This is a genomic window from Ktedonobacter racemifer DSM 44963 (assembly GCF_000178855.1).
In the GTDB taxonomy this organism is placed as follows: domain Bacteria; phylum Chloroflexota; class Ktedonobacteria; order Ktedonobacterales; family Ktedonobacteraceae; genus Ktedonobacter; species Ktedonobacter racemifer.
Genome location: NZ_ADVG01000003.1, coordinates 1146442 through 1166200, shown reverse-complemented (window position 1 = coordinate 1166200; position 19759 = coordinate 1146442). Strand labels below are relative to the sequence as shown.

The following is a 19759-nucleotide window of genomic DNA, read 5'->3' as shown; positions in this document are numbered from 1 at the left end:
TCAACAAGCCCATCTCTACGAGTATCTGGGCTATGTAGGCGAACACACTGGGCGCTTCTACGGCAGGTAATAGATTTTCGTTCCTCGAATTGCCCTGGGCCATACCAGTATTTCCCATTTCCATCCAGAAAACGACCCTGTGGGACAAAATCGGTCTGAAAAGCGACAAGTAGATAGAGCGCCTATCTTCACAGGCGCCAAAGATTGAATTGGGAAGGAGTGAGAGGTCTCACGATGAGCACAACAAGGGGCCGAACTAGAATGGACGCTTCTCCAGGCGTTCCGGGCTCTTTACAACAGTTCTTAGAAGAGCACACTCCATTCTTCCTCGATGTTATCAGTTCCTATGTTGCGCGTATGGGCCTGGCGCATGGAGATGCCGTACGGAGCATGGCAATGACCGTTTTGCAAGAGACCGTGATTGAGACATTAACTCATCTCGAACGTTTTGCCAACGTCAGCCAGCCACGTGCCTGGTTTCTCGCTGTCGCAGCGAACGTGCTGAAACGCAAACGGCGCGAAATAGTGAGGCAATCCCAATGCGAATCGCCCGTGAGTGCGCTGATGGCAAAGACAGAAGATATCGGAGAAAGTGCTTTCCTTGAGCAGGTTGTCAATCTGGTTGTACCAGGGCCAGAACAGGAGGTGGAAGACATGATTTATGAGATGCACCATCTCTATCAACAGGAGGATCAATTGAAAAATCAATCGCAAGAACAAAATTTTCCTGCGCCACAGGAAAATCCCAACCAGGAAGGAAATATACCAGGGCAGCGGCTCCCAATCTCTCATGCGCGGCGCCCAAGCTGGCAGCGAGTACGATTGACACTGCAAACCCTGGCTGCAGTTCTCGTTGCCGCTGTGCTGATCAGTGGGAGTATTCTGCTTTTTACCTCCCGCTCTTCTCGCCCAGGAACTGGCAGCCACTCTCAATCTGCCGTTGCAACTCAGGGGATGGTTATCGTTCTGCTCGAAGATGGGAGCATTCATGCTTATCGTGGTGGGACAGGGGAGAACATCTGGAGTTACCCGACTCACCAGGCTAAATCAGCCTATAGTGGGCTTGTCGTTCAGAAGCAGGTTGTCTACACGGCGGTCGGAGCAAATATCTATGCCCTACATGAGAATGACGGAACCCTCATTTGGCATAAAACATTGCCATTTCAGCCTAATGCCGGTAGTCCCAACGATAGTCAATTTCTTGTCGATTCAGGCATTGTTTATGCCAGCGCCAACAGTCTGCCTCAGAGTGCACTGTATGCCATGCGCTCCAGCGATGGCCAGGTCCTCTGGCATATTACCAGTGATCAACCTCCATTGCTGACTGCCAACAATGGAGTAGCTTACGTGGCAATTACCGCTGCGTCTTCTATGCAGACTCAGACCACATTGAAAGCTCTGCGCGGCGCGGATGAACATGAGCTCTGGCATAGCATAACACGTGGCACTCTGCTCTCGGCAACAGTAACGAACAATGTTGCTTACATTTATGCATTTCCTGGCGCTGCCTCACTGGGAGGCAATAAATATAATAAACAGCTGCTTGCTTTCAACACCAGTAATGGCTCCCAGATCTGGTCTCACAATGTCAACTCTGGCAACTATTCCAGGTTAGAGTACATTCAGGGAGAACTTCTGCTCAGTACAGGTGATAAGATTTGTGCACATAGTACTCACGACGGCGCTCAACTTTGGTGTACTCCGAACCTTGCTGATGCCCAAGGGGACGCCAACATTGCCTATCTTGTTGGGCCTGACAAAGTCTATGTGGCGTATGTTACAAGTACCTCTACTCCGCTAATGAGTACATTAAAATTCATGGGTATGTTATTTACAAGATGTACGAGAAAATACCTACCCTCAACCTGTGAGCCTGACGCTCATGCCAGCAAGCGACTTTATGTGACCTCGCTCCGGCGGCCCTTACGAGCAATACCAGTCATATGAGGATGCGTGTATCATTTTCTTTATCGGCTTCCCATTTTCGTCCAATAAGTTATGAATCACATATGTTAACATGGAGGACTTGGCGAGGTTTCCACGCGCTTACATATCATGGGACGCGACCTGCTTGGTACCAGTATATGTAGACGCGTGCTTTAGCAGCGTCTTCTGAAACGACTCCACAAAGCTCTTGTATTCGCGTTTTATACGGTGTGGTGCGCCGCGTTAGCGGCGCATGACGTTTCGTGCCCTTAGTAGATGATAAATTTGGTGCCAGCCCTGGCCTGTTGATAGACCCAGGTCATTTCTTTTGTTGGTAGATTGACGCAGCCATGGCTGCCTACACTGGCATCTTTGTTCTTGCCTGAATCCTGATGGGGAAACTGTGTTCCCGGACCATAATCCTTACGCCACCAGGAATCATGGAAGAAATAGCCATCCGCGCGAAACTGGACCGCGTAATTTACCATGATGGGATCATAGTAGTCGGGCGATCCTGGAGCATCGTAGGAGATAAAAGGCACATGCGTCAGGTGGTTTCCCGCGCTCCAGAGTCCAGGAGGCGAGGGCCTATCATAGCGCCCGGTGGTTACCAGGAAGGAGCGTATCAATTGCCCATTCTGGTAGACACGCATGGCTTGCTCGGTCATAGAGACCACAAATACCAGGTTGTTCTGCAGATGATAGTATGTCAGCAGGTACTTATCTGTAGCGTGAACCTGATTATAGGGGGTAGGATCAGCGAAGTCTGCCTCCAGCATCGCGAGGTGTAAGAGGGTATCTTTGACTTCTGGATAAGCTGCAGAGCCGACGCTGGCCAATCTTCTATAGAGATATGGTACGGCTCCATAGCCGCGTTCCAGGCTCAGATAGCCACTATCAAGCTGGTAGTCTTTCTGATCATATGCATCACGCCATTTATGCGCGTCACCCCAGTCCTGGGCCTCCTGCTGAAGAGTTGCCACGAGTGTATAGCTATTTCCTTGGGCGGCCTCACTCTCGACCTCAGTAATATTTGTATCAATCTGGATCAGGACCTGGATATAATCCTGGCTCGAACTGACTCGGTATAGGGCATCCTGTTCTGCCCGGTAATGCTGGAGGTAGATGTCTTTCTGCTTGCCTGGGGCTTTGAGTTGATCAATCTTGCTCTTCAGAATGGTAAGCTTTGTCTGCGCTGTCTGTAGCATTGCGGGCGTGATTGGCGAGAGCACTTGCGGTTCCACAGCGTCATGTCTGCTGGCATACTGTTTATGCAGGTTGTTTTGCGACCTGGAAGCCGTGCCCTGGCTGCTTGCCGCGCATGCCTGTAATAAGAGTGCAATTATTAACAGCGCCAGAGCAGAGCATGACAACCTCTTTTTATGAAGAACGTTGCTGCTCACCTCTGGTCGCGTGAGTTTGCGTCTATGCATATCAATTGGCCTATCTAGTAGCGACTGGTGTATCCAATTTCCGTGTGCAAGTAGCCTCCCTGCTGCTTGCTGGGTCTTCCATATAATTCGTCGGAGCAATAGGGCATATTGTTACATGTGTATGCTTTTGCGCTTCCATTACGAGGAGTGAGGCCATATGGTTATGGGGAGATACCTGCTGTGCCGTACTACTGTGGTAAATCGCCTTGGGCGCGATAAATGACTCCGCTGGAAAATTTTGTCCGGACAAGTGCCCGAGCTTGGTGAGTTGCCCATTGCGTGAGGTGGCTCTCCAGGCCGGTAGGGACTAGCTTTAGCGCGTCCCTACCGAGATGGGAAGCCATCTCGCGTTATGGGTGGGCTCTCCAAGCCGACAAACTTGTCCGGACGAATTCGCCAGTAAAGTCATAAGTCTGGCACCTATGGGGTGGATCTATGCATTGTCACGAAAACTCTATGTGGTGCAGTCTTAAACAGTAGCGGAAGGTGGTATAGTCATTGGTAACTGTGGAAGTTATTTGCAAGGAGGGTCTTTATGAAGAAGGTAACTATTGCGTTGATTGGCGCGGGTTCGCGAGGAATGGAGAGCTATGGTAGCTATGCCTTACAGAACCCCTATGAGCTTGAATTTGTGGCCGTGGCCGAGATCAATTCTGGCCGTAGAACGAAGTTTCAGCAACTGCATAATCTCCCCGTTGAGCGTGTCTTCGCCGATTGGCGTGAGCTGTTAAGCCAGCCAAAGCTTGCCGATGCCGTCTTGATCTGCACGCAGGACCGTATGCACTTTGAGCCAGCCATGGCGGCTCTCCAGGCGGGTTACCATGTCTTGTTGGAGAAACCTATGTCGCCGGACCCGGCGGAGTGCGTGAAGATGGGAGCATACGCGGCTGAGGTCGGGCGCGTCTTTTCCATCTGCCATGTGTTGCGCTTTACCAGCTTCTTCAGCACCCTCAAGCGCCTGCTGGATGAGGGGGCGATTGGTCGCTTGATCTCGATTGAGCATAGCGAGAACGTTGCCTACTGGCACTATGCCCATAGCTATGTGCGCGGCAACTGGCGCAATACCTCACTCTCCAGCCCCATGATCCTCGCCAAGTCCTGCCATGACATGGATATCTTGCTCTGGCTCGCGGACGCCGATTGTACGCGGCTCTCCTCCTTCGGCGCCCTGACCCACTTTAAGTCAGAGAACGCACCTCCAGGAGCGCCCATGCGCTGTACCGATGGCTGCCCGGCGGCACACACCTGTGCCTATTATGCGCCAAAGTTCTATCTGACAGGCAAGGATGGCTGGCCCGCCTCGGTCGTCAGTGTCGATACCAGTCGCGAAGCCATGATGAAAGCCCTGGAGGAGGGACCATATGGCCGCTGTGTCTATCACTGTGACAACGATGTCGTAGATCACCAGGTCGTGAACCTCCAGTTTGACAACGATGTCACCGCTGCTTTCACCATGTGTGCCTTCACCGATGACGTGACACGCAAGATCAAGCTCATGGGTACGAAGGGCGAGATGTGGGGAACCATGGCGCGCGACACTAACCAGATCGAAGTGAACGAGTTTGGTACAGGTACGCACAAGGTTTACACCCTCTCCAATGAGGGAGGCTCGCAGGGGCATGGCGGCGGTGACTTTGGCATCATACGCGACTTCCTGCGCCTGGTCCGTAGCGAGGGGCGCGAAACCGGCCTCACGGCCGCCGCGACCTCTGTCCAGAGCCACCTGCTGGCCTTCGCTGCCGAGGAGGCCCGTCTCAAGCACAGCGTCATCGAGATGGACGCGTATGGACGCCGTTGGGGCTTCGAGCGCCTGGTAGCAAATGAAATTTAATGTTTAGTGGCTAGTGGTTCACAGAATGAATGGGGCGTCCTGGAATACCTGTGGTTTGCGTCTCCTTCCAGGGCGCTGGCGCGTGGTAGGCAGATATAACATGGCTGCTGAAGACGGTGCATAGCAAGCGGGTATTGATACATGCAGGCGTATAATGAAACAAGGTTCTCAGTTGCTTTGTCTTGTTGGCATAAGAAAGGGGAACAGGTTTTATGCGTCTTCCTGCCTTTATCGATGACCTGAGTATCGAGCCTAGAGTCTATCATGAGCAGTTGCGTGAATGGTGCCGCTCGATGCGGGCATCTCACCCGGTTGTGTTTGATGACGAGAGCAAGAGCTGGCTCGTCTTCCGCTACGAGGACGTGGTGCGTGTGCAGAGCGACTATGTTACCTTCTCCTCTGAACGTAGCCTCAATCGCGATCGCAGGCCGGGACCCAGAAGAGACCAGCCCAGCATTATCGAACTGGACCCGCCGCGCCATCGCCAGATGCGCTCCCTACTGACTGCAAGCTTCTCAGCCCGTACCATTGCCGAGATGGCGCCCCAGATCGAGCATATAGTCGACGAACTGCTCGACGAGGTGCTTGCCCGTAAGCGCGTGGACTGGATGGATAGCTTCGCCAATCCGTTGCCTGTGATGGTCATCTCCGATATGCTGGGCATGCCGCGCGAGAAGTGGCGCCAGTTTAAGGCCTGGAATGACGCACTTACCAGCGACGATGGAGAGGCCGAGCAGGCCAACAAGCTCTTCACTGAATACTTTGAGCGCTCGATTGAGGAGCGGAGGCGCGAGCCACGCCAGGATATTCTCAGTCTCTTGATCAACTCGGAGGTCGATGGCGAGCGTCTCAGTTATGACGAGTTGATCGGCTTCTGTTTTACCCTCTTCATCGCGGGCAATATTACCACGACGAATATCCTGGGCAATGCCTTTCTCTGTTTCGATGCGCATCCTGAGACCTTCCAGCGCCTACGTGGGCAACCCGAGCTGATTTCCAGCGCCGTAGAAGAGATCCTGCGCTATATGCCGCCATTTCGCGCTGGCCCCAATGATCTTGTGCTTGGGCGTGTGGCAAAGCGAGATGTTGAGATCGGCGGTGAGCAAATCCAGGCAGGCGAGTATGTGCAGATCAACCGTCTCTCAGCCAACTTCGATGAGCAGGTCTTTCTTGATCCCGAGCACTTCGACATCGAGCGCAACCCCAATCGCCATCAATCCTTCGGCCATGGCATTCACTTCTGTATCGGAGCGCCCCTGGCCCGCCTGGAAACTAAAATAGCTCTTACAAAGCTTGCCCAGCGCATCAAAGCCATCCACATCGCCGAAGACGAACCCCCTGAGCAGGTGCGTAACAGCCTTCTCTTCGGTATGAAGCGTCTTCCCGTGAAGTTTGAGGTTTAGCACAAATCGCGAGCGCCGGGCAAATCACGGAGGTGTACATGATGCTAAATGTTGAGCATGCACTGGTAGACTTTTTTGTCACCTATGCCTACCACATCTACCTCTTACTGATCCTGCTTGGTGCGCTGATCTGGGCGATGCGTAGCTGGCGACATCATGCCTGAAGGCTTAGAGGCAAAGTCATGTAGTGTGTAGGGTCCATGCTGGCATGGATTCTCTGGCCACCTGACCGATCACCTGGCGAGGAACGGTCGCTACGCTCGCAGTCCATGCCAGCATGGATCCTACACACTACCTTCTTTGTGAATTCACCAGTTACTATCGTTTCCTCTCATAATTTGATTTCTAAAAATGGAGTGACCCTGTATACATGAGGTAGAGAAGCAGGCCAACAAGCAACGCAACCAGGAGAAAAATGAAGCTGCCATCATTCGCTGACCTTACTGATCTTTGAGGCCGCTTCGCAAAATAAAAACTTTCAATCCCGGTTGGCTCTTTACGTGCGTCATCATATCTCATATGTGATAGGGATCGATAATAGTCATCATCGACATATTTTTCCTCTTCCATATGTAGCCCTTCTTGCTTGTGTCGCTCCTCTTCCATATATAGCTCTTCCTGCTTGTGTCGCTCTTCCATGAGTAGCTCTTCCTGTTTGCGCAGCTCTTCCTGTTGGCGTAACTCTTCCAGCCGGTTGTATTCTGCCCAACGTCTTGTTTCATTCCAATGCAAATTTGCCCAACGCCTTGTTTCATCCCAATGCAAATCTTCGTCGCCGTCATCAAATTGACTCATTAGTACTTACCTTTCCTGCCAAAGGCACTGAATAATATTATGTTCGCGTTCTTGTGCAAATGCCCGTCATAAGCTGATGCATGTTGATTTTAAGCTAAAGATGTGGAAGCAAGAGATATTATAAGATAATATCAAATCCAGGTAAATAGTGCTTAGCTTTAAAAAGACGCTTCAAACACAGGTTTCTTTCGTCAGCATAGATCGCAGGGGTAGCCCTTCTCTTCGTTCGGCTCAAAGAGGTCGGTACATTGTCAGTGGGCTTTCCACCTCAAGGAGTGCCACTCCTCAACGCAGACCACTTCCCCCTCGCGTCGGTATCCAGATGAGCCTTTTCAGGCTACACATTCACCCGTTAAAGGGTGCACCACAAAATACTTGACAGACTCCTCAACTCTGCTTCCTCATAGAAAACGCTTACGCTTCTGCCCATAGTGTACTATAAGGGATGCACCGTTTTGCGGTGCATTTTTTGTCTATGGGAGGATCTTTGGGCTCAGACTCCTTACTCGTGAGACTTGCCTGAAAAGATTATCTACACCTTTCTAATTCGTTATAAACGTATGCTTGAAGAGATCTAAAGACAAAGATTTTTGCCTACGGTGACGACCAGAACATTGACCCGTATGCGACGCCGACACCAATACCCAAGCAGATACCGTCCTGACCTCCTTAGAGCCACGGGTCCTGGTCCCATGAGGGGCCAGGACCCGTGGTCATTATTATGCAGGAGTAGGGATGCCATACAGGTCATAAAATAGCTCAATAAGTGCCTCGGTAAGCATGAGCTGGTAGGGGAAGCAGGCGTAGAGGTCTTCTATTGAGGTGAGCCGTTGGACGTTTTCTAGAAATTGCGCGACCAGCGGCTCACTGACCTCGCCTGTGTGGCGCAGGAACTGGCCCCAGAGGCCACGCCCAATCAGTCTAACTTTGTAGGGCGTGGCTGATTGGGCATATTCCTGGGGGAAGAGGCGTGTGTAGGCCTCGCGGTTATAGAGCCAGGAGGAGCCGTGGACCAACCGAGCCTCGGGATGGAAGCGCTTGATATGCGAGAACATGGACCAGAGATCGGCCAGACGGGCCTCTCTGCGCTGATGACTCAGGGGACCATAGCCTGAGAAGTCCAGGTTGCCGAAGTGGATGTGGATAACCCCGGTTTTGGGTGTGATAAACGTTTCCAAGGAATCATACCGGATATTGACAAATGGAGACATCTCTGGTAGAGTTTCGTTAGAAAGAATGTTCTTGCATGAAACGCCAAGAGAGGCTCACCGACACGAAGGACGTGTTGTTGGAAAAGGAGGAGGCACCAGGTGCAGTTGGTCGAACGACATCTCATTCGTTATCAGGATGCACGCTTTGCCATCATTGATCGGGCAGCTTTTGCCTCCAAAAACCTCTATAATCAGGCCAATTACCAGATCCGACAAGCCTTCATTCACGAGAGAACCTACCTGCCCTACGCTGCCATCTTCCATCGATTGAAACACCACGAGGCCTATTGTGCCCTCCCTCGCAAAGTCAGTAATGCCATCCTCATTCAGCTCCACCACAACTGGGTCAGCTTTTTTGCGCGTGATGGAGGCCTATCGCGAAGACCCCTCTGCCTTCACGGGACGCCCCAAGATCCCTGGCTATCAAGACAAGACCAAGGGCCGCTTCATGCTCATCTACGAGAAAAAAGCCCTGGGCAAGAGGGTATTCAAGCGCACAGGCAAGCTGGTCCCATCAGGACTTCCCATCGAGATCGCAACTCAGATCACCTGGGAAGCCATCCGGCAGGTTCGCATCGTTCCACGCGCTGATGGCTACATGGTGGAGGTGGTCTATGAGCAGGAGATCCAACCGGCTGCGGTCAACCCACAGCTTCGGGCAGCCGTGGATGTGGGCGTCAATGTGCTCGCAGCCATCACCAGCGACAAGCCCGGCTTTGTGCCTCGCCTGGTGAGTGGCAAACCCCTCAAAAGCCTGAATCAGTCCTACAACAAAGAGCGCGCTAAGCAGCAGCAGCGCCTCGCGCATGAGAACCGATACACTTCACGCCAGTTGGATCGTGTGACGACGAAGCGCAATCGCCGTGTGGATGCGTATCTGCACACGGCCAGCCGTCGGATCATTGATCTGCTGGTGGGCGAAGGCATTGGAACGCTGGTGATTGGCAAGAACCCCTTGTGGAAACAAGAGGTGAGCATGGGGCGCAGGAACAACCAGCAGTTTGTGCAGCTTCCCCATGCTCGTTTCATTGAGCAGTTGACCTACAAAGCGCACCTGGTTGGGATCAGGGTCATCCTTCAGGAAGAAAGCTACACCAGCAAGGCAAGCTTTCTGGACGGCGACCCTCTTCCAACCTATGAGGCCAACGCTGCTGAGAAGCCGGTGTTCTCAGGCAAGCGTCTTGCTCGCAGTTGGTATCGCGCCAGGGATGGACGCCTCATTCATGCAGATATCAACGGATCCTACAACATCTTACGCAAAAGTAGCTCCGACCCTTTGCAAGTGGGGCGAGGAGTAGCGGGAGCCGCAGTTCTCCCTAGACGGCTGGCCGTCTGAACGGATGACTTCTAGGCATAGTGGTCATCATTTTAAGATACTGTATAGTCGTAGGAGAAGCAGCCCCAGCGCGGCAGGGTATATTCAGGGATGTCCTCAACGTTCTCCAGGTAAAAGCGATATGTCCAGGGTGTGGCATCTTCCTGGGTAGGCAATCCCTGAATACACGTCTGCCAGCGTGGGTGAGCGGGATCGAGGTCCCAATCCAGGCCCAGGATACGGTACATGGCTGTATTGCGCCGTATACTTTCGGCGAAGGGATATCCTCCAAGCTCCGCCATCTTCTGCGCGAAAACCAGTTGAAGGCCAAAGAATTCTTGTGTGTATTTCATATAGTTTTGCTTTCTATAGATATTCATAAGATAAGCGTTGAGGTGAAGCTATAGTTTGAGGAAGAAAACAGGGGCACAGGCCGCAAGCGCGGCGACAATTTGGAGAGCTAGAACCAGCAACGCTTGCCTGGGCTGTTGCGGGAAATATTTGATGGCGAAGAATGCTATGATTGGTACCTGTAGAACCATGAGTAGTTGCCAGATATGGGCGGCTGCTCCCTCATCGGCCTCATGGGTAACGCAGAATATCGCAACGTAACCTAGCACCAGGGCCAGGGCCACTAATGACATTGCTATCGGTAAGTAAGCACTGGGCCGCCTTAGAGTTGCATTCATGCTGGTCATGATGTCTTCCTTGCTTTTCATAACGACGTTTGCGTTGGAATAACTGCACTCATCCTGGTGGTAAAAGCATACTATAAGCATCGCCTGGAGACGACCCTCCGTGTGTATTTTGAGGAGCACTCAAGTGCAGTGATAGGAGCGTCAGAGCACCAATTCCCACGCCAATACTATCTAAGCGCCTTCGCGGCTGCGCCGAATGTCTCATAGTCGTAGCCTTCTCTGATGGTCCACTGATCTGGCCAGTGGACCACTCATTTTCATCATCAGCTAAAGCTATTCAGTGATCGGCCTGAGCAGCTTATCTGACCGCTGATTATGTGCCCTCCTCGTACTTGAAGGAGAGTTCCATCTTGACCCGGTAGGTTAGAGATTTCCCGGGTTCGATATGGATGTCTTGCTCAACAATGCGCGCGACGCGTAAATCTCTTAAGGTTTGTGAGGCTTGTTCAATAGTGGCTGCGGCAGCTTTCTCCCATGATTCGTTGCTGGTACCTACCAGTTGAATCACCTTATATACACTTTCTGCCATTACTGTCTCCTTTCATTGAGAGGCCAATCACTCTTACCCAATCACGTTACAAAAAACAGGAAGGAAACAGCGATTTTTTGAGCGAGCAAAACAGGCTTGTGGTGCAATACTGAAGAATGTTCAAAGTCGATTGGCAATATCGCCAATCTGCTTTGAGCATTCTTCAGTATTACTGTAGACCTTAAAGAGAGGGGTGGTCACTTCCCCCAGCTATCTCTTTATGACCAATTTGTCAGGCGGTCGGTGGTGGGAGTCGTCCAGCTCTCAGGATACATGACATACACGGTGCCATAGGAGTACTTGAGCCAGACAGCCTGGAGGGCGGAGCGGCTGTAGGTGATCTGCACTCCGGCATCGGTGGAGGCGGCGGGATCATTGGTGATGACGTCGCCGGTCGAGGAAAAGCCACGGACTACCAGCAGGTGACCACTGGAGCTGGGGATGGGCGTGCCGGGCAGCTCGCCTTTTTTGTAGGCGATACTGATCGCGATAGGCACACCAGCCTTGATCCATTGCTCGATCTGGCTCATGGAGTACATACGTGTGACATAGGCATGCAGGCCATGCGATCCGGCATAGGCGGTATTAAAGGGCCAGTTGCCCGTGCCCTGGTAGGTGTAGTCATAGGTATCGCGAGCGGTGTCCGGCACGGTCTGATTGAGGTCCGGCTGATTGAGGACCGTGGACCAGTAGGCCAGGATCATGCTGGTTGAGGTCGGGCTACACCAGACCTCACCACCGCCACCATATCCCAGGCCCTGGTATTCGGGCAGCATCTGCGAGCGCTGAGGTACATTCAGGTTGGTTCCCCACACGCTCTGGTCGGGGTTGACAGTGGGCGCAGTCGTGGAGTTATAGGAGACGATAGCGGCGACACGGCGCAAGCTCAAGGTCGTCGAAGGTGAGGTCGTAAAGAGTGTGAGGGAGAGTTGGTACGCGCTGGCGGGCAGTGAACCGGTTTGGAAGGTGTCCGTTGCCACGTTGCCGGTAGTGTCAGACTGCCCGTTGATGCTGTGGCGCTTAATGGTGCTGAAGTCGCTGGCCCAGATGGGGAGCTTGTACCAGTGCGTCCAGGTGCCGTTCTTGAGGACGCGCACATGGGTCTCAATCCAGGTTCCTGTGGGCGTTGTGGCGTCCCAGGAGGCGACGAGATCAGTAAAGGTCTGCGCGGTCGTGTGTATGGGTGAGGTGATGGTGCCGTAGTAGAAAGAGCCGCCATTGTAGTAGTTATTGCCGTTGTAGGCTCCAGCTGCGTAAGGGTCCTGGCCCTGGCAGAGCTGAGATGTGGCATCAAAGCTGGTGCTGCCCCCATCTGTCGCGTCTGTGGTGCAGCTCAGGCCTGCGTGCGGCGAGAGGGTGACTGTCCCACTGGAAGAGACAGCGACGCCATTGAGGGCCCAGGTCGAGAAGTCACTGGAACTGCTCTGCTGCCAGAACTCATCGTACTGGCTCTGCCCTTTACCTGATTTGGCTGTGGCTGCATGGGTGCTTTGCCCCAGGGCGAGCGTTAGACAAAAGAGCGCGAGCAACGTCGCGATACCCAGTTGTCGCAAATAAGAGGACGTTCGAGATTGGAACATAAAGATTCCTTTCCACAAACTAAAAACAACCAGCGCTACAAGAAGTTAACCCAAAAGTCATACCCCGTATCCTTAGATTTGCACATATAAATACAGTGTAAAAATAAAGAGGTCGTAAGTCAAGGAAAGTTCAACGCTACTGAAACGCGTGTCTATATATAGGGGATATGGGGATGAGTACTTTTATAGTATCGAGCCATACACAAAAACATAAAACTGCGTAAGACCATGGAATACGCAGAATAGAAACATTGAAAAAGATAATAAACTGTGGTATTTAAATACACAAGGTGAACCATTTCAGTGTTTGCAGGGGGATGACACTGAATTTCGCCAGCAACGTACAAGTATGACAACATGTTATCCTTTCGTACAGACGTAGTAATCCCTATTTCTCTACACGGGGCAGCCTCTGCTTTCTTTCAGCGGCGCGTATATCGTGACGTGAAAAGATGAAAAGAGTGGAGATAGATGAAAGGAGTCTGCCGTGAACAACCGTATTTTATGGGCGGCGCTAAAGACGCTCATGGGCCTCAGTTTGCTTCTCACCCTTAGCAGTCTTAGTTTCTCTCATTCATATGCAGCCAGTAGTCCGTCTGTGAACCAGGCTTTTCAGCAGGCTTCTCATGAAACGGGCGTGCCTGTGCCGCTCTTACAGGCCCTCTGTTACATGGAGGGGCGTTTAAGCATGCATGATGGTACGCCCAGTATCGACCAGGGGTACGGCTGCATGCATCTGGTCAAAAACAAGAGGCAGAACACATTGGATCAGGCTGCACAAGATCTGCATGTCAGTACTTCTCAATTACAGAATGACCTTGTTACAAACATTCGTGGAGGCGCTGCTATCCTCCGGCAGAATGCCTTAAAGCTATCACCGACCCATACGCTTCCTAAAACGCTAGCTGACTGGGCCGATGCCACGGCTCTTTATAGTAACGCGACGACCGGGTCGACTGCGCAGATGTATGTTGATGAGGTCTATCGTCTCTTACGCCAGGGCTTTCAGGCCCGGGCCGAGAATCAAGAACTGGTAACGCTTGCGCCCCAGAACGTGATGGCGCCTCACCTGGAGGCAAAGTCCCTGGCGACCGCCACGCTGCCCACTGGCTGTAGTAGAGACGGTAACGTGGAATATCCCGGCGCCGTCGATTGTATTGTTAATCCCACGACGTTTGATTGCAACGTGGTCTCCAGCGGTAGCCCCTGTACCTATGAATCCGCCAAACGCCCTGGAGCTTATAGCATCTCTGATATCGTGATCCACGACATTGAGGGGAGCGCCCAGGATGGATTGAATGTCTTCCAGGACCCCAATAGCGGCGTCAGCATTCACTATGTGGTCGGAGGCGATGGTACCGTCTATCAATTGCTGCACGAGAAGGATATCGCCTATCATGCCGGAAATTACTGGTATAACCAGCATACAATCGGTATAGAGCATGCGGGCTTTGATGCCACGGGCTATCAGTGGTATAACGCGACCGAGTACCTGGCCTCAGCCAAACTGGTGGCGTACTTATTGAATAAGTATCATATATCCCTGGAGCACGATCATATCCTTTCGCATGGGACCATACCTTCGCCGACCCTGGGCTCGGTTCCCAATCACGAAGACCCGGGTCCCTACTGGCTCTGGCCCTATTACTTTAGCTTGATTCAGCAACAGGGGGTTGCCGCAGCGCCCACCAGTAGCAAGGCGAACGTCGTCACTGTCAATCCCGCGACCGGCAAGGCGCCGTATGGTCAGAACGGAACGGAGACAAGAGCAAATCACACCTTCTTCACGCTGTACACGCATGCCAGTACCGCGTCGAGCGTTATCCCCAACCCCGATAATGGCTCTTCCACAGGCGTTGGCAGCAATGTCGAGGCCAGGATCAGCTATGCCTATACCAGCAAGGTAAAGGATCCTGCAGGCACGGGCGATACGCTCTACCAGATCTGGTATGGTGAGCAAGATCCCAACTTCACGCCAACCCATATGGCCCACGCAAAGCAGGCATGGTTAGCCATTCCAGCCGGGTCTGCGGTCGAGAACACCCTTTCTGGCGCCAACGCGCATGTCATCAAGCTGACGGGCAAAGGTAGCAAAGCGGCCCAGGTCTCTGGCCGACCGACCACCAGCAACTCCTACTATATCGGGGATGCGCCAACTGGTGCGACCTTTGTCTCCGCGTATAGCATCGTTGAGGATGGTACCAGCAAGCTCTGGTATGAAATTAACTATAACCATCGCCAGGCCTTTGTGCCTGCAAGTGCTGTCACTATCGTCAGTTAACGCGAGGTGCCTCTCTGCTGAAGCACGCGTTTACATATAGGACATATGTAAGCGCGTGCTTCACTATGTTTGTCACGTGTCGCAGGCACGGGCATAAATGCTCACCTTGCCCGTGTTCTTATCCATATGCCAGTGCGTGTGTATAATGGAAACAGATTTTTGAGGCTCATCTATACGCAGCAAAACGGTTGACAGAGGCAAAATAAATATTGTCTACTGCCAGTAGGCACTTGCTTGCTAGAAGGAGAAATATATCGATGAGTACTTCTCGTTTGAAGTTTGGCTATAAAGCATCCGCGGAGCAGTTTGGTCCACGCGAACTGCTCGATTTCACGGTTGAGGCGGAGGACCTGGGATTTGATAGCGTCTGGATCAGTGATCACTTCCAACCCTGGCGCCATACCAATGGGCACGCGCCCTTCGCGCTCTCCTGGCTTGGCTCTGCGGCTGAGCGTACTAAAAAGATCGTCCTGGGCACCAGTGTCCTGACGCCTACCTTCCGCTATCAGCCCGCGGTTGTCGCCCAGGCCTTTGGCACACTGGGTTTGATGTATCCTGGACGCTTCATTCTGGGTGTTGGTTCCGGTGAGTCGCTAAACGAGGTCGCGGTTACAGGTATGCAGTGGCCCGAGGCCAAGGAGCGCCTGGCACGCCTGCGTGAGTCGGTACGCCTGATCAAGCAGCTCTGGCAGGAAGATATGGTAACCTTTAACGGAGAATATTACCATACGCTGAACGCGACTATCTATGATAAGCCCAAGCAGCCCGTTCCCATCTATATCGGCGCGGGGGGCCCGGTGGCTGCCAAGTTCGCGGGCCGCGAGGGCGACGGCTTTATCTGCACCTCCGGCAAGGGCGATGAGCTCTATCGCGACAAGTTGTTGCCAGCGATGGAGGAGGGCGCGCGGGCCGCGGGCAAAGATCCGCAGAGCGTCGAGCGCACCATCGAGGTCAAGGTCTCCTTCGATACCGACAAGGATCGCGCCCTGAAGGATACGCGTATCTGGGCTGCCCTGGCGCTTCCCGCCGAGGATAAGGTCAGCATCCACGATGCCCGTGAGATGGAGGAGAAGGCTAAAAGTGTTGAGGACCAGGCCCATCGCCGCTGGCTCGTCTCCAGCGATCCCGATGAGCACATAGAGCAGATTCGTCCCTACATCGAACTGGGCTTTACGCACCTGATATTCCACGCCCCCGGCGACGATCAGTCGCGCTTCCTACAGCTCTACGCCAAAGAGATTCTTCCCCGCCTGCGCCAGCGCTGGGGATAAAAGATGAAAAAGCAGCGGTTGGCTTGCCAACCGCTGCTTTTTTTATGACTAAATATGAAGGTAGGCCTGGGCGGGTCCGCCGGAGCCATAGTCGGCATAGTCGTCGTACTCGCTGGAGAGGTCGAGCAGAATCGTGTCCGCGTCCTGGCGGCACAGACGTTTGAGGATCTCCATCTCCAGATATGTGTGGTTAATGTATTCTACATCATATGCATATGCAGGCGTGCGGCCATACTCATAGCAGCCATAGTTGTTTGTGTAGTGAGTCATGGCGTTGTTCCTCCCTATAATGTTTGTTTATTTTTGTTCCTCATCCATTTCGGTTACATATGCAATATAGCGAGTTTTTATGAGAATATGATGAAGCCTCTCTATTACTTTGGCTAACGTCCTGGTAGGGGCAAACACACAGACCTCAAGCAGCGGACCTATTTGTGGGTCGCACGACGAGAAGCGCGAGTGCTTCTATTTGCGATCAGGACATCAGCCACAATCGCAAAGGCCAGTGCGACATTGGGGCAGAAAAGGATTGTGCCAAAGAAGGCAGCCCCAGGATTCGAGGCAATCGGTGGTGGGTCAAACAACAGTGTCCCAATTGAGGCATAAATAATACAAAATCCGATCAACGCGCCAAGGAACGCTCCCAGAACCGTCAGAGCACGTAGTTTGATCTGGCTCAGCCAGAACGCGAGGGAAAGTCCGATAGGCAGGGAGAGGAGAAAGCCAATGAACGCACCAATAAAAATACCATTCAATGGGTTGATATGCAACACCACTCTCGTACGCTTCCTCAATGAAAATTGTATGCGTCAACTCTCATCCTTCTTAGTATAGTGAGAGGACGAAGAAGGGAAAAATACGCTGGAGATCGAAGAGGAAGAGGCTGAAGTGAAACAACATCACTTCAGCCTCTATTCATCCCGAGCCTCAACCTCTCATAAGAGAGTTTAAGCTAGTTTAATACATGCTTTTGAGGCACCCACGTGTTCTTCAAGGTATTTAGCAGTGTCGCCTTCTCCCTCGCTTGCCCCAGGCAGCCTGGCGAGGGGGAGGCTGATGCTGAAGAGCGAGCCTTGCTCAGGCTGGCTCTGGACGTCGATGGTGCCTCCGTGCGTGTGGATGATCCATTCGACGATGGAGAGGCCCAGGCCGGTCCCACCGGCGGCACGGGAGCGGGCTTTGTCGGTGCGGTAGAAGCGTTCGAAGACATGGGGGAGGTGTTCGTGCGCGATGCCGATCCCCGTGTCGCGCACGCGGAGTATGGCTCGCTCCTGCTCTATGCCTGTCTCGACTGTGACGTTTCCGCCCGGGTTGGTGTAGACAAGGGCATTCTCGACCAGGTTGAGAACGACCTGGATCAGGCGTGCCTCGTCGCCCATGACCTGTACCTGCTCTCTTGCCTGGACACTGAGATGCACGGCCCGCTCCTGTGCCAGGTGCTCCATAGTCGCGACCGCGCCCTGAGCCAGGAGGTCCAGGCGTACAGGCTCGTGCTCAAAGCTTGCCTGGCCTTCGTCGGCCCGCGCCAGGACCAGCAGGTCGCGAATCAGTTCGCCCAGGCGTTCGGATTCGCTGGTGATGTTTTGCAGGACATGCATGTACATTTCGGGTTCACTGCGCTCAGAGAGGGCGACCTCCGCCAGGCTGCGGATGGCGGCGACGGGGGTGCGCAACTCATGCGCGGCATCTGCCGTGAAGCGGCGCTGGCGCGCGAACATGGCATCAAGCGAGGCCAGCATCTCATTGAAGGTCAGAGCCAGGCGCTGTACCTCGTCCTGGGCGCGTGGGACGGGCACGCGTTGCGTGAGGTCGCCCACGGCTATGGTACGCGCGGCACTGGTCAGGCGTCCAATGGGCTGAAAGGCCTTGCAGGCCAGCAGGTAGCTGCCGAATCCCCCCAGGAGCAGTACTAGAGGACCAAGCAGTACGAGTTCGTATATGACATTATTGAGGGTGGCGTCCAGCGCGGCCAGCGAGGTACCCACCTGTACCAGGCCATAGACGCTGCCATGGTCAATTAGCGGCAGGCTATAGAGGCGTACCTCCTGTCCATCGCGTGCGCTTACCGTGCCAATCCAGGCCTTGCCTTTACTGGTGTTTTGCTCAATGGCATCCGGCAATTTTAGCACCTGGAAGGTCGGCGAGCTGTAGACCTCGGTGTTGTCCGGACCAATGATGCGCACGGGTCCCTCCATATCCACGGCGAGGTTGGGCTGAAGGCGCATCATCTCGATAGCCTTGTTCTTGTGTTCCTGCCATTGCTCATAGATCGGGCTCTGCCCATTGGCCTGCTGTTCCATCTTTTTCTTATAGTTTAGCCCACTGGTAATGTGTTGTGCGCGCACGAGCAGGGAGGTGTCTATGTTGTGATTCAGGGTTGCACGTAATTGCATGTAGAAGAGTGTGCCAAAGAGCAGCAGGAGAAGCACAAAGACCATGCTCGTCCAGAGGGCTACCTGGGCGCGTATGCCTAGTGGCCATGCATGCCTGCGCTTGCTATGGCTCTTTAAGCTGGTAACCGAAGCCTCTGATGGTGTGAATAACATCGGATTCTCCTTGTTCACATAGTTTGCGCCGCACGTAGCGTACATAAACATCGATAACGTTGGAGAGGTTTTCCGCGTCGCTCTCCCAGATATGTTCCGCGATCATGGTCCGGCTAATGACCTGCCTGGGATTGTGCATCAAGAACTCTAGCAGGAGGTACTCCTTGCGTGTCAGGTTGATCTTGCGTTCTCCCCGCCAAACTTGATGGTTGATAGTATCGAGGGTGATGTCCAGAAATTTGAGCTGTGACGTCTTGCTGGGTCCCTCACGCCGTAGCAGCGCCCGCACGCGCGCCTCCAACTCGCGAAAGGCAAAGGGCTTGGTCAGATAGTCATCCCCGCCTATGTCCAGGCCATTCACTCGATAGTCGACGCCGTCGAGCGCGGTGAGAAAGAGGATGGGCATGGTCTGCCCCTGCTCGCGCAAGGTCCGGCAGATGTCAAAACCGTCCATGTCGGGGAGTAAGACATCCAGAATGACCAGGTCATAGGGTTCTAAGCCTCCCAGAGCCAGGGCCTGTTTGCCGTTATCCACCAGGTCGATAACGTAGCGTTGGCGCTCCAGCCCCGTCTTCATGCTTTCTCCGACGAAGAGATCATCCTCGGCGATCAGTATTCGCATCTTGCATATCCTCCCTCTTTCTCTATACACCGCTCCTCGCAAAAAGCGGAAAGGGGGGATTATGTTTGGGATTGTGGTGTGACAGGGCTGAAGGCCCTGTCACACCACAATCCCAAACATAAAGTTCCTTTTTCCCCTACTTCAGGTATAAATGAGTGATCAATTCGCATATGCGCTGAAATAACAGCCATATACTCCTATTTGTGGATGCAAAACTTGACCTGAGAATGTCTTCTTCTGTAGAGTTATCTCTAAAGAGAAAAATCTAGCATTAACGGCTATACACATATTTGCTTTTCAAGAGCCTTTGAAGGATGT

The 19759-nt window shown here is 53.0% G+C and carries 17 protein-coding genes and 1 pseudogene; 7 read left to right on the top strand and 11 right to left on the bottom strand.

Annotated features, from left to right (window positions below; translation table 11 throughout):
* The first annotated feature begins 234 nt into the window (after positions 1 to 234).
* On the top strand, positions 235 to 1947 hold the full coding sequence (locus tag KRAC_RS34075; protein ID WP_007915256.1) for an outer membrane protein assembly factor BamB family protein: 1713 nt from the start codon (positions 235 to 237) through the stop codon (positions 1945 to 1947).
* Positions 1948 to 2195: 248 nt separating this feature from the next.
* Here the strand turns inward: KRAC_RS34075 and KRAC_RS34070 are convergent, their stop codons facing one another.
* Positions 2196 to 3170, bottom strand: coding sequence for a L,D-transpeptidase (locus KRAC_RS34070; RefSeq protein ID WP_040445535.1), 975 nt, complete (start codon positions 3168 to 3170; stop codon positions 2196 to 2198).
* A 724-nt stretch (positions 3171 to 3894) separates the two neighbouring features.
* Between KRAC_RS34070 and KRAC_RS34065 the strand changes: the two genes are divergently transcribed.
* From KRAC_RS34065 to KRAC_RS78550, 3 genes are all read left to right on the top strand, one after another.
* Entirely contained in the window at positions 3895 to 5190 is a 1296-nt protein-coding gene (locus KRAC_RS34065) for a Gfo/Idh/MocA family protein (RefSeq protein WP_007915254.1), read from the top strand.
* 212 nt (positions 5191 to 5402) lie between these two features.
* Complete coding sequence (locus KRAC_RS34060) at positions 5403 to 6593, top strand: cytochrome P450 (RefSeq protein WP_007915251.1); 1191 nt, start codon at positions 5403 to 5405, stop codon at positions 6591 to 6593.
* A gap of 38 nt (positions 6594 to 6631) precedes the next feature.
* Complete coding sequence (locus KRAC_RS78550) at positions 6632 to 6757, top strand: hypothetical protein (RefSeq protein WP_007915245.1); 126 nt, start codon at positions 6632 to 6634, stop codon at positions 6755 to 6757.
* Between the two features lie 181 nt (positions 6758 to 6938).
* On the opposite strand, the gene KRAC_RS34055 is transcribed toward KRAC_RS78550, so the two are convergent.
* Positions 6939 to 7388: a hypothetical protein gene (locus tag KRAC_RS34055; protein ID WP_007915244.1), complete on the bottom strand. Its 450-nt coding sequence runs from the start codon at positions 7386 to 7388 to the stop codon at positions 6939 to 6941.
* A gap of 719 nt (positions 7389 to 8107) precedes the next feature.
* Positions 8108 to 8599: a hypothetical protein gene (locus tag KRAC_RS34050; RefSeq protein WP_052568786.1), complete on the bottom strand. Its 492-nt coding sequence runs from the start codon at positions 8597 to 8599 to the stop codon at positions 8108 to 8110.
* A 99-nt stretch (positions 8600 to 8698) separates the two neighbouring features.
* On the opposite strand from KRAC_RS34050, the pseudogene KRAC_RS34045 reads away from it, so the two are divergent.
* Positions 8699 to 9935: pseudogene (locus KRAC_RS34045) on the top strand (RNA-guided endonuclease InsQ/TnpB family protein).
* A gap of 32 nt (positions 9936 to 9967) precedes the next feature.
* On the opposite strand, the gene KRAC_RS34040 reads toward KRAC_RS34045, so the two are convergent.
* The 4 genes from KRAC_RS34040 to KRAC_RS34025 form a co-directional block, all read right to left on the bottom strand.
* Entirely contained in the window at positions 9968 to 10267 is a 300-nt protein-coding gene (locus KRAC_RS34040; RefSeq protein WP_052568784.1) for a hypothetical protein, read from the bottom strand.
* A 48-nt stretch (positions 10268 to 10315) separates the two neighbouring features.
* Positions 10316 to 10612, bottom strand: a complete 297-nt coding sequence (locus KRAC_RS34035) for a hypothetical protein (RefSeq protein ID WP_040445532.1) — start codon at positions 10610 to 10612, stop codon at positions 10316 to 10318.
* Positions 10613 to 10925: 313 nt separating this feature from the next.
* On the bottom strand, positions 10926 to 11141 hold the full coding sequence (locus tag KRAC_RS34030; protein WP_007915240.1) for a dodecin family protein: 216 nt from the start codon (positions 11139 to 11141) through the stop codon (positions 10926 to 10928).
* A 218-nt stretch (positions 11142 to 11359) separates the two neighbouring features.
* Positions 11360 to 12721, bottom strand: a complete 1362-nt coding sequence (locus tag KRAC_RS34025; RefSeq protein WP_007915238.1) for a C39 family peptidase — start codon at positions 12719 to 12721, stop codon at positions 11360 to 11362.
* A gap of 487 nt (positions 12722 to 13208) precedes the next feature.
* Between KRAC_RS34025 and KRAC_RS34020 the strand changes: the two genes are divergently transcribed.
* Both KRAC_RS34020 and fgd read left to right on the top strand, forming a co-directional pair.
* A complete protein-coding gene (locus KRAC_RS34020) occupies positions 13209 to 15002 on the top strand; it encodes an N-acetylmuramoyl-L-alanine amidase (RefSeq protein ID WP_007915234.1) in 1794 nt (597 codons plus the stop codon).
* Positions 15003 to 15259: 257 nt separating this feature from the next.
* Entirely contained in the window at positions 15260 to 16273 is a 1014-nt protein-coding gene (fgd, locus tag KRAC_RS34015) for a glucose-6-phosphate dehydrogenase (coenzyme-F420) (protein WP_007915232.1), read from the top strand.
* Positions 16274 to 16321: 48 nt separating this feature from the next.
* Here the strand turns inward: fgd and KRAC_RS34010 are convergent, their stop codons facing one another.
* From KRAC_RS34010 to KRAC_RS33995, 4 genes are all read right to left on the bottom strand, one after another.
* On the bottom strand, positions 16322 to 16543 hold the full coding sequence (locus KRAC_RS34010; protein ID WP_007915230.1) for a hypothetical protein: 222 nt from the start codon (positions 16541 to 16543) through the stop codon (positions 16322 to 16324).
* A gap of 158 nt (positions 16544 to 16701) precedes the next feature.
* Positions 16702 to 17049: a hypothetical protein gene (locus KRAC_RS34005; protein WP_007915229.1), complete on the bottom strand. Its 348-nt coding sequence runs from the start codon at positions 17047 to 17049 to the stop codon at positions 16702 to 16704.
* A gap of 171 nt (positions 17050 to 17220) precedes the next feature.
* Positions 17221 to 18819, bottom strand: coding sequence for a HAMP domain-containing sensor histidine kinase (locus KRAC_RS63030; RefSeq protein WP_007915227.1), 1599 nt, complete (start codon positions 18817 to 18819; stop codon positions 17221 to 17223).
* Positions 18770 to 19441 carry a response regulator transcription factor gene (locus KRAC_RS33995; protein ID WP_007915226.1) on the bottom strand — a complete coding sequence of 224 codons (672 nt, stop codon included), beginning with the start codon at positions 19439 to 19441 and terminating at the stop codon, positions 18770 to 18772. The genes KRAC_RS63030 and KRAC_RS33995 overlap by 50 nt, the downstream gene beginning before the upstream one ends.
* Between the last annotated feature and the right edge of the window lie 318 nt (positions 19442 to 19759).